9 protein-coding genes are annotated in these 10,058 nt (G+C 72.4%); 5 read left to right on the forward strand and 4 right to left on the reverse strand.

The window, feature by feature from the left end:
* Positions 1 to 72 precede the first annotated feature (72 nt).
* From M8I34_RS40590 to M8I34_RS40600, 3 genes are all read left to right on the forward strand, one after another.
* The gene (locus M8I34_RS40590) at positions 73 to 1,266 is read left to right on the forward strand and encodes an acyl-CoA dehydrogenase family protein (RefSeq protein ID WP_250058086.1); all 1,194 of its coding nucleotides are present in this window, start codon (positions 73 to 75) and stop codon (positions 1,264 to 1,266) included.
* Positions 1,263 to 2,333: a Zn-dependent alcohol dehydrogenase gene (locus M8I34_RS40595; RefSeq protein WP_250058087.1), complete on the forward strand. Its 1,071-nt coding sequence runs from the start codon at positions 1,263 to 1,265 to the stop codon at positions 2,331 to 2,333. The genes M8I34_RS40590 and M8I34_RS40595 overlap by 4 nt, the downstream gene beginning before the upstream one ends.
* A 124-nt stretch (positions 2,334 to 2,457) precedes the next feature.
* Positions 2,458 to 3,783 (forward strand): MFS transporter, encoded by a 1,326-nt coding sequence (locus tag M8I34_RS40600; protein WP_374211058.1) that lies wholly within the window; start codon positions 2,458 to 2,460, stop codon positions 3,781 to 3,783.
* A 50-nt stretch (positions 3,784 to 3,833) separates the two neighbouring features.
* Here the strand turns inward: M8I34_RS40600 and M8I34_RS40605 are convergent, their stop codons facing one another.
* On the reverse strand, positions 3,834 to 4,448 hold the full coding sequence (locus M8I34_RS40605) for a flavin reductase family protein (protein ID WP_250058094.1): 615 nt from the start codon (positions 4,446 to 4,448) through the stop codon (positions 3,834 to 3,836).
* 220 nt (positions 4,449 to 4,668) lie between these two features.
* Here M8I34_RS40605 and M8I34_RS40610 point away from each other — a divergent pair, with 220 nt between their 5' ends.
* Together M8I34_RS40610 and M8I34_RS40615 are read left to right on the forward strand one after the other, a co-directional pair.
* The gene (locus M8I34_RS40610; protein WP_250058088.1) at positions 4,669 to 5,247 is read left to right on the forward strand and encodes an RNA polymerase sigma factor; all 579 of its coding nucleotides are present in this window, start codon (positions 4,669 to 4,671) and stop codon (positions 5,245 to 5,247) included.
* A gap of 8 nt (positions 5,248 to 5,255) precedes the next feature.
* Positions 5,256 to 5,903, forward strand: a complete 648-nt coding sequence (locus tag M8I34_RS40615; protein ID WP_250058089.1) for a hypothetical protein — start codon at positions 5,256 to 5,258, stop codon at positions 5,901 to 5,903.
* A 100-nt stretch (positions 5,904 to 6,003) separates the two neighbouring features.
* On the opposite strand, the gene M8I34_RS40620 is transcribed toward M8I34_RS40615, so the two are convergent.
* The 3 genes from M8I34_RS40620 to M8I34_RS40630 all read right to left on the reverse strand — a co-directional run bounded on the left by M8I34_RS40620 (position 6,004) and on the right by M8I34_RS40630 (position 10,019).
* Positions 6,004 to 7,002, reverse strand: coding sequence for an enoyl-CoA hydratase/isomerase family protein (locus M8I34_RS40620; protein ID WP_250058090.1), 999 nt, complete (start codon positions 7,000 to 7,002; stop codon positions 6,004 to 6,006).
* Between the two features lie 22 nt (positions 7,003 to 7,024).
* Positions 7,025 to 9,280, reverse strand: a complete 2,256-nt coding sequence (locus M8I34_RS40625; RefSeq protein ID WP_250058091.1) for an acetate--CoA ligase family protein — start codon at positions 9,278 to 9,280, stop codon at positions 7,025 to 7,027.
* Positions 9,281 to 9,509: 229 nt separating this feature from the next.
* Positions 9,510 to 10,019 carry a hypothetical protein gene (locus M8I34_RS40630; RefSeq protein ID WP_250058092.1) on the reverse strand — a complete coding sequence of 170 codons (510 nt, stop codon included), beginning with the start codon at positions 10,017 to 10,019 and terminating at the stop codon, positions 9,510 to 9,512.
* Between the last annotated feature and the right edge of the window lie 39 nt (positions 10,020 to 10,058).

The following is a 10,058-nucleotide window of genomic DNA, read 5'->3' on the forward strand; positions in this document are numbered from 1 at the left end:
CGGCCCCTCCGGCCCGTCACCTCCCGTTGGGGGATGGGGAGAGGTTTGTGGGGGCGGGTGTGGGAGGTCTTTGTGGACTTTGAGTTCGGGAGTGGGGACGAGGCGTTCCGGGCGGAGGCTCGTGAGTGGCTGGAGGGGCATCTCGTAGGTGACTACGCCGAGTTGGCGGGGCGGGGCGGGCCGGGGAGTGAGCTTGAGGGGGCGGGGGCGCGGCGGGCGTGGGAGCGGGAGCTCGGGGCCGGTGGGTGGATCGGGCTCGGGTGGGAGTGTGCTGAGGGGGCGTACGGGAACCGTTCGGCGGGGCTGACCGGGCAGGTCGTGTGGGCCGAGGAGTATGCGCGGGCCAGGGCGCCGGGGCGGGTGGGGCACATCGGGGAGAACCTGCTGGCGCCGACGTTGATCGCGTACGGGGACGAGGCGCAGCGGCGGCGGTTTCTGCCGGCCATCGCCCGGGGCGAGGAGCTGTGGTGCCAGGGCTACAGCGAGCCGGACGCGGGGTCGGATCTGGCGGGGCTGCGGACGGTGGCGGTCCGGGACGGTGCCGGCTATCGCGTCAGCGGGCAGAAGGTCTGGACGTCGCTGGCCGGGGAGGCCGACTGGTGCTTTGTGCTGGCGCGGACGGATCCGGCCGGGCGGCGGCACCGGGGGCTCTCGTTCCTGCTGGTGCCGATGGATCAGCCGGGGCGCATCGAGGTGCGGCCGATCCGGCAGATGTCGGGGACGGCGGAGTTCAACGAGGTGTTCTTCGACGGTGCGGTGGCCGGGCATGTGGTGGGCGGGGAGGGCGCGGGCTGGCGGGTGGCCATGGGGCTGCTCGCGCGGGAGCGCGGGGTGTCCACGCTCGTCCAGCAGATCGGGTTCGCGGCGGAACTGGACGAGGTGGTCGGGGCGGCGGTGCGCTGCGGTGCGCTGCGGGATCCGGTGCTGCGTGACCAGCTTGTACGTCAGTGGGCCGAGTTGCGGGTCATGCGGTGGAATGCGCTGCGGACCCTGGGTGCGGCCGGGGATGCCGGCGCACCGAGTGTGGCGAAGCTGCTGTGGGGCGGCTGGCATCAGCGGCTCGGGGAGCTGGCGATGCGGGTGCGGGGGGCGGCCGCGGCGCTGGGGCCCGCCGACTGGACCGCGCAGGCGCCGTACGAACTGGACGCGCTGCAACGGCTGTTCCTGTTCACCCGGGCCGACACCCTCTACGGCGGCTCGGACGAGATCCAGCGCAACATCATCGCCGAGCGGGTGCTCGGCCTGCCCAGAGTGGAGCGGACATGAGGGGCGTCATATTCGACGGCGAGCAGCCCCGGGTCGTGGACGATCTGGAGGTGCGGGATCCGGGACCGGGCGAGGTGCTGGTCGGCATCCGGGCCGCCGGGTTGTGTCACAGCGATCTGTCGGTGGTCGACGGGACCATTCCGTTTCCGGTGCCGGTGGTGCTGGGACATGAGGGGGCGGGGGTGGTCGAGGCCGTGGGCGCGGGCGTCGGGCATGTGGCGCCCGGCGATCATGTCGCGCTGTCGACGCTGGCCAACTGCGGGGCGTGCGCGGAGTGCGACCGGGGGCGGCCGACGATGTGCCGGAAGGCGATCGGGATGCCGCAGAAGCCGTTCCGGCGGGGCGATACCGAGCTGTTCAGCTTCGCCTCGAACTCGGCGTTCGCGGAGCGCACGGTCGTCAAGGCGGTGCAGGCGGTGAAGATCGCCGACGATATTCCGCTGACCTCGGCCGCGCTGATCGGGTGCGGGGTGCTGACCGGGGTCGGGGCGGTGCTCAACCGGGCGCGGGTGGACCGCGGGGACTCGGTCGTGGTGATCGGGGCCGGCGGTATCGGCCTCAACGTGCTCCAGGGGGCGCGGATCGCCGGGGCGTCGGTGATCGTGGCGGTGGACGCCAACCCCGCGAAGGAGGCGGCGGCGCGGCAGTTCGGGGCGACGCACTTCATCGACGCGTCGGCGGTCACGGACGGCGTCAAGGCGGTGAAGGAGATCCTGCCGACCGGCGCCGACCATGCCTTCGAGTGCGTGGGCAGCACCCGGCTGATCCGGCAGGCCGTCGATCTGCTGGACCGGCACGGCCAGGCGGTGCTGCTCGGTGTGCCGCCGGCCACCGCGGAGGCGTCGTTCCGGGTGTCGTCGATGTATCTCGACAAGTCGATTCTGGGCTGCCGCTACGGGTCGTCCCGCCCGCAGCGGGACATCGCGCTCTATGCCCGGCTGTATCGCGAAGGGCGGCTGCTGCTCGACGAGTTGGTGACGAAGACCTATCCGGTGCAGGACTTCGCGAAGGCGGCGGACGATGCGCATCATGGGCGGGTGGCGCGGGCGGTGCTGACGTTCGGGTAGGGCGTGCCCTTCGGGTCACCGCGGGCCCGGGCGACCACGTCTCCAGGGGGCATGGCCCGATCCTGTGGAAGCCTGGCCTTCCGGCCACTCGTTCCGTCCGGGGGTGCCGGACGAAGCTGCTGCGGTGACCCAGACACCCGAACTGCCCCTGCGTACGGCGGACACCCCCGCTGCCCCCGTACCCCGTCGGCGGCGCCCGCACCGGGCCTGGTCCGTCGCCGCCGTCACCTTCCTCACGATCATCGGCGCGGCGGGCTTCGCCTCCCTTCCGGGCCTGCTCGTCGACCCGCTGCACACCGAGTTCCACTGGTCGCGCGGCACCATCGGCTTCGCGGTATCGGTGAACCTCGCGCTCTACGGGCTGACGGCGCCGTTCGCCGCCGCGCTGATGGACCGGTTCGGCATCCGGCGGGTGGTCGCCACGGCCCTGACGGTGATCGCGGCAGGTGCCGGGCTGACCGTCTTCATGACCACCGCCTGGCAACTCGTCCTGTACTGGGGCGTCCTGGTCGGTCTGGGCAGCGGCTCGATGGCGCTGGCCTTCGCGGCGACGGTCACCGGCCGCTGGTTCACCGCGCGGCGCGGTCTGGTCACCGGCATCCTCACCGCGGCCGGCGCCTCCGGGCAGCTGGTCTTCCTTCCGGTCCTCTCCTGGATCGTCGACCGGCACGACTGGCGGCCGGCCGCGGTGACCGTCGCGCTCGCCGCGCTCGCCGTCGTCCCCCTGGTGTGGCTGCTGCTGCGCGACCACCCGGCGGATGTGGGCCTCGCGCCGTACGGGGCGCAGGAGTTCGTCGCCAAACCGCCGCCGCAGCGGGGCGCGGCCCGGCGCGCGGTGCGGGCGCTCGTCTCGGCGGCCCGTACGGGTCCCTTCTGGCTGCTGGCGGGTACCTTCGCGATCTGCGGTGCCACGACGAACGGCCTGGTCAAGACGCACTTCGTGCCCGCGGCGCACGACCACGGCATGCCGATGACGGCGGCCGCCTCGCTGCTCGCGGTGATCGGCATCTTCGATATCGCCGGAACCATCGCCTCCGGCTGGTTCACCGACCGCTTCGACACCCGTCGGCTGCTCGCCGTCTACTACGGCCTGCGCGGACTGTCGCTGATGTTCCTGCCGCTGCTGCTGTCCGACACCGTCCACCCGCCGATGGTCTTCTTCATCGTCTTCTACGGCCTCGACTGGGTGGCGACCGTCCCGCCGACCATCGCCCTGTGCCGCGAGCACTACGGCGACGACAGCGCGATCGTCTTCGGCTGGGTGCTGGCCGCGCACCAGGTGGGCGCCGCCCTGATCGCCTTCCTGGGCGGCCTGGCGCGCGACGCCTTCGGCACCTACAACCCGGTCTGGTACGCCTCGGGCGCGCTGTGCGCGGTCGCGGCGCTGATGGCCCTGGTCATCCGGCAGCGGCGTGCGGGCACGGCGACGGCACGGCCGGCCACCGCATAGGCCGCCGACGGCGGCTTCGGCACGTCACCGCGCGAGGGCACTGTCCGTGCTCATGCACTGAAGTGCCCGAAGGCGCCCCGGTGGAAGAGGAGCGGGCCGCTTGCGGCGGCGGCCGGGTCCGTGCCGAGGGCGTCGACCCGGCCGACCACGATGAGGTGGTCGCCGCCGGTGTGCACGGCGTGGACCGTGCAGTCGATCCAGGCGGGGACGTCCGCCAGCCGCGGCGAACCGGTCGCCGGCGCGGCTTCGTAGTGAACACCGGCGAACTTGTCGCCGCCGCTGACCGCGAAGGCGCGGCAGAGTGCGCCCTGTCCGGCGCCGAGGATGTTGACGCAGAACACCCCGGCACGGGCGATCCGGGGCCAGGTGGTCGACGTACGCGCCACCATGAACGTCACCAGCGGCGGGTCGAGGGAGAGCGAGGCGAAGGACTGGCAGGCGAACCCGGCCGGTCCGGACTCCCCGGGGGACGTGATCACCGTGACGCCGCTGGCGAAGTGCCCCAGGACGGAGCGGAATTCGGCCGGGTCCAACGGGGCGCGCTCGTCGTCGCGCACGGCCCGCAGCGCGGGCCGCACACGCGGCCCGGCGGGCGCGGTGGCCGGTGCGGCGGCCGTGGTGGGCGCGCCGACGGAGCGCAGATACCGCACGGCCGTGGCCGCCATTCCCGCGTGTCCCATCATGCCTTTATTGAATCTGATGAGGCGTCAGATGTGAAGGGCGGGAAGCGTCGGCCACCCACACGTGTGGTTTGTCGGTCGATCAGGGCTGATCTCGGTGGATTCGCGGGAGATTGGTGAGTGGATTCCTGATTGCGTGTCGTCCGCACGGGTAGCGTCCACCGCGGCCGCGTCCGTAGCCGAGCACGGGGGAGAGTTCCGGTTCATGGCCGATGCGACATCGTCGTCAGCTTCGTCTGCCGCGTCACCCACCTTCGACGAGGTCTTCTGCGGGCTGTTGCCCCGGCTCTACCGGAGGGCGGTGATGCTGGCCGGATCCAGACAGTCCGCGGAGGACGTGGTGCATGAGGCGTATCTCAGACTCGCGGCCCGTCCACAGCGCTTCCTCGCCCATCCGGAGCCGTACGCCTACGCCTTCACCGCCGTGCTCAACGTCGCCCGCGACGCCTACCGCAAGGACCGCCGTCAGGTGCTGGTCGACGGTATGGACGGCGTCGAGGATGCCGGGGCGGGCGGCGGCGCGGGGCCCGGTGCGGCGGGTGGCGGCTGGGACGGCGGGGTGGAGCGGCGGCAGGCCGAGATCGAAGCGGTGCGCCTGCTGGGGAAGTTGTCGCACCGGCAGGCAGGCATCGTCATCCTCGTCGACCTCGACGGCTACACCATCGACCAGGCCGCAAAGATCATGAAAGTGCATCGTGGCACCGCCGCCCGCCATCGCGCCCGTGCGTTGGACAGGCTGCGCGCCTACCTCGTTGAATCGGAGCACGGGCAGGCCGGGAGGTGAGCGGCACGGTGGGTGTGGGGCCACGGTACGACGGCGGTGCGGGCGGAACGGGCGGCGACGGACGGGACTTCGGCGGTGGCCGCGGCGACGGTGCCGGGGACGATGCCGAGGCGCTGCTGCGCGCACGGCTACGGCTCGCGGACGAACAGATCGAGACACCGCCCGGCCTCTGGGACCGCATCAGGGAGTCCGGTCCCGCACCGGCGGCCTCCGTGGTCGCACTGCCCCGGAGGCGGCCGTACACGGTCGCGCTCGTGGTGGCGGCGGCGGTGGCCGCGGTGGCGCTGGGGGTGTGGTGGCTGGTGCGCCCCGGGCCCGTCTCCGTACAGCCGGCCGGCCCGCACCGCACGGTGAAGATCACGGTCTACAACAGCGAACAGGCCTGCCGCACCGGCCGCTCCCTGGAGTGCGCCCTGCGGCTGGCCAGGGATCCGCGCGCCCCGTACGCCGCGCGCGGCAACGCCGCCGGCCGGGTCTGGCACGGTGACGGCCTGGCCGCGCGCTGTGTGGTGACCGACGGCCGGATGGTCCGCGACGAAGCGGGCATCACCTCCACCCGTTGGTATCTGGTCACCAGCGGGCTGGGGGTGCAGGGGTGGCTGCCGGGGGTGCGGACGCGGAACACGCGGGAGGTGCCGGAGTGTGCTGAGGGGTGATGTCGGGGGTGGTGTAGGGGGCTGGGACGGGCGGGGCCCGGTGTGGCCGGCTCGGGGCGGGTCCGGTTCGGGTCGTCGTCCTCGGTGCGTCCGGCTGGGGTCATCGTCCCCGGTACGTCGGGGTGCGGCGTTCCACGAAGGAGGAGACCCCCTCCTGCGCGTCCGCCGTCGTCATATTGATCTCCTGGGCGGTGGCCTCGGCGGTGAAGGCCGCGGTGCGGTCGGTGTCGAGCGAGGCGTTGACCAGCTGTTTGGTCAGGGCCAGTGCGCGGGTCGGTCCTGCCGCCAGCCGCTCCGCCCACTCCCGGGCCGTCTTCACCAGCTCGCCGTCCGGGACGACCCGGTTGACCAGGCCCAGCCGCGCCGCCTCGGCGGCCGGTACCGCGTCGCCGAAGAACATCAGCTCCTTGGCGCGCTGCGGGCCGATCAGCCGCGGCAGGAGGTAGGCGCCGCCGCCGTCCGGGACCAGCCCGCGGCGTACGAACACCTCGATGAAACGGGCCGATTCGGCCGCCAGCACGAGATCGCAGGCGAGCGCGAGATGGGCGCCGATCCCGGCCGCGGTGCCGTTGACGGCGGCGATGACCGGCTTCTCGCAGTCCAGCACCGCCGTGATCAGCCGCTGGGCGCCGCCTCGGATCATCCGGGCGACGTCACCGGCGACCCGTTCCCCCGCCGACGGCGATCCGCGCAGATCGGCGCCCGCACAGAAGCCCCTGCCGGTCGCGGTGAGGACGACAGCCCGTACGTCCGGGTCGGCCGAGGCGTCGGCGAGCAGGCCGATGAGGCGCTCGCGCTGCTCCCAGGTGACGGCGTTCATCGCCGCCGGCCGGTTGAGGGTGATCCACGAGACGCCGTTGTCAGTGGCGTGCAGTACCAATGAAGGGACGGAGTCCGCGGGGTCGGGGGAATCGGGACGCGGACGCGCGGTGCCGTCGACGGGCTTGTCGGCCTTGCCGGGCCTGCCGGGCTGGCTGAGCTCGCCGGGGCGGGCGGGCGTGCCAGGCCCGACGGGGGTGGCAGGCCCGATGGGCGTGACAGGGCTGTCCTCCGGGCCGGTGGCCGGGGGATCGGAACGGGGGGACGGTGAGGGTGTCATGGGGGTGCGGCTCCCAGGGGGGTCAAGGGCAGATGGCGAGCGCGTCGAGGGCCACGGCGCCCTCCCCGCGGGGCAGGACCACCAGCGGATTGATGTCCAACTCGGCCAGTTCGCCGTCGAGTTCGAGTGCCATCCGCTGCACCCTGAGGACGACCTCGACCAGCGCATCCACATCCGCGGGCGGTGCGCCGCGTACGCCGTCCAGCAGGGCGCGGCCGCGGAGCTCGTCGAGCATCGCGCGGGCCCGGTCCTCGCCGAAGGGCGGGATGCCCACCGCGACGTCCTGGAGGACCTCCACGAGCACCCCGCCGAGGCCGACGGTCACGGTCGGGCCGAAGAGGCTGTCGTGGGTGATGCCGACGACCATTTCGACACCCCGCTCGATCATCTGGCAGACCAGTACGCCGTCCAGCGGGACGTCCTCGTAACGGGCGATGTCGGTGAGTTCCCGGTAGGCGTCCCTGACCTGGCTGGCCGAGGTCAGCTGGACCTTGACCAGGCCGAGTTCGGTCTTGTGCGCCAGCTGGGGGCCCGAGGCCTTCATGACCACGGGATAGCCGACCAGGCTCGCCGCCCGTACGGCCGCCGCCGCGCTGGTCACCAGCTGTTCGCGCGGGACCCGGATGCCGTAGGCGCGCAGCAGCTGCTTGGCCGCGTGCTCGCTGAGCGGCTGGCCCGGACGCATCAGGGCCTTGGTCTTGCGCGCGGACGGGGACGGTATGCGGGGGGCGTCCTCGAAGGGCGAGCGGTAGCCGGCGGCGAAGCGGTGGTGGTCGAGATAGGCGCGTACGGCCGTGATGCAGTTGGCGAAGGTGCGGAAGGTCGCCACCCGCGAGGAGCCGAGGAGGGTGCCGCGATAGGCGTCCTCCGTACCGACCGGCGAGCCCCACACCACACACACCAGCTTGTCCGTCTGCTCCGCCGCGTCCACCAGGTCCTGGGCGAGCTTGTCGCTCATCGGCGGGAAGGGCCCGGTGATCGGGCAGATCAGTACGCCGATGGACGGGTCGGCCAGGATCGCGTCGATGATCTTGCGGCCGCGCCAGTCCCCGACCGGGTGCCCGCCGTTGTCGATCGGATTGGCGACGTTGAGGTAGTCCGGTATCCACTCGTGCAGTTCGGCCTGCTTGGCGGCGCCGAGGGCGGGCAGCCGCAACCCCGCCGCGGTCGCCAGATCGGAGAAGTGGGCGCCGGTGCCACCGGAGATCGAATAGACGGCGACGCCCTCGGCGGTGGGCTCCTTGGCGCGGGCCAGCAGTGCCGCGGTGTCCTGGAGCTCGTCGAGTCCGTCCACCCGGATCACGCCGAACTGCCGCATCGCGGCGTCCACGACGCCGTCCGCGCCGGTGAGCTTGCCGGTGTGCGAGGCGGCGGTCCGGGCGCCGGTCTCGGTGCGGCCGACCTTGACGGCGACGACGGGCACCTTGTTGCGGGCGGCCCGGTCGGCGGCGAGCAGAAAGCTGCGGCCGTCCTTGAGCCCTTCCACATACGCGGCGATGGCGCCGACCTCGGGACGGGTGGCGAAGTAGGAGAGAAAGTCAGCGGTCTCCAGATCGGCTTCGTTGCCGGTGGGCGCCCAGTGCGAGAGGCGGACGCCCAGTTCCTGAAGGCTGAAGACGGGGCGGCCCTGGTGGCCCGACTGGGTGATCAGAGCGATGGCCGGGCCGTCCAGGTCCTCGCGGAACTTCTCGAAGGCGTTGAGGTTGGTGTTCGGGCCGAGCAGCCGCAGCCCGGAGCGTTCGACGGCCTCGGCCAGCCGGGCCTGGGCGGCCGCGCCGCGCTCGCCGGTCTCGGCGAAACCGGAGGCGAAGGCCACGGCGAACTTCACCTTGGCCTCGGCGAGTTGCTCGATGACCGGCAGCGGATCGCCGACGAGCAGGACGGCGAGATCCACGGTCTCCGGCAGATCGGCGACGGTGGCATGGCAGGGCCGCCCGAAGACCTCGGTGCGCCCCGGGTTGACGGGGTGGAGCCGGGCGCCGACGCGCTCCGCCCAGGCGATCAGCTGGCGGGTGATCCCGGTGTTGGGCCGGCCCTCGCTGTCCGAGGCGCCGATCACGGCCACGGACCCGGGCCGGAAGAACCGGTCCAGGTCGGGCACCGGAGCGTGCAGCGGGCGCCCGCTGACGTCGCGGTCGACCGCGCCGGCGCCCTGTCCGCCGTCGCCGGAGTGCGGTTCACTCATGCCGTGGACGGTGTGTGGTGGTTGCTCCCCACAGGCCACGACGCGGGCCGGCCGGGAGTGAGTGGTGAGGGTGCCGTGAGTCGATCCAAGCATCGCAGACGCCCGCTCCTGTGTGAGGCCTCTCATTCTCAGTACCTGACGCATAGTCAGATTACTGAACTGACGGCATGTCAGGAATGGGCGTGCACGGTAAAGCTTGCGGGGGCGGGTGCTTGCGGGGTCCCGGATTTCCGCCTGGGAAGCAGGGTCGGCGCGCAACTCGGCCCTCGGGCTGCGCGGCCCTGGCCGGCCCGGGGGGTGCGGCATGGTGCCGGGTCGCAGGTCATGGCGTCGTCTCGCTGTCCGGCTCCAGAGGGTCCTCGGTGAGGCGGACCGGGTGTGCGAGTGCGGCCTCGTAGGCGGGGCGGTCGAAGGTGTACGGACCCATGGGGAGCTCGCCCCATTTCTTGCGGAAGGGCTGTCGGAAGGAGGACCAGGTGACGGTGTCCGGGGTGATGGCGATGATCGTCAGCAGGGGCCAGCAGCCCCAGATGCCGCAGGAGCAGCCCAGGACCGGGGTGGTGCCGGTGGAGGGATCGGCGAACTCCGGTGCGGGGGCGCCGAGGAAGTGGCGTACGGGGTCGCCGACCTCCCGGAGTGCGAGGCCGCCGTGCTGGTGGAGCAGGAAGAGTTCATTCTCGGCCGGGCTGTCCTCCTCGTGCTCCTGTCGCCAGAGGTCACGGGTGGCGTCGGCGGTGTACGTGCGCAGATCTGTGCCGTCGATACGAATGCCCCACAGGAGGCCCGGCAGTTGGCCGCTCGCGGGGTAGTTCAGGAACTCGATGCGCTGCATGGTCCTCATTCTGAGGAGCGGCCCCCTGTGCATGCGACC

Origin of the sequence: Streptomyces sp. MCA2, from assembly GCF_023544705.1 — a bacterium.
Classification (GTDB): Bacteria; Actinomycetota; Actinomycetes; order Streptomycetales; family Streptomycetaceae; genus Streptomyces; species Streptomyces decoyicus.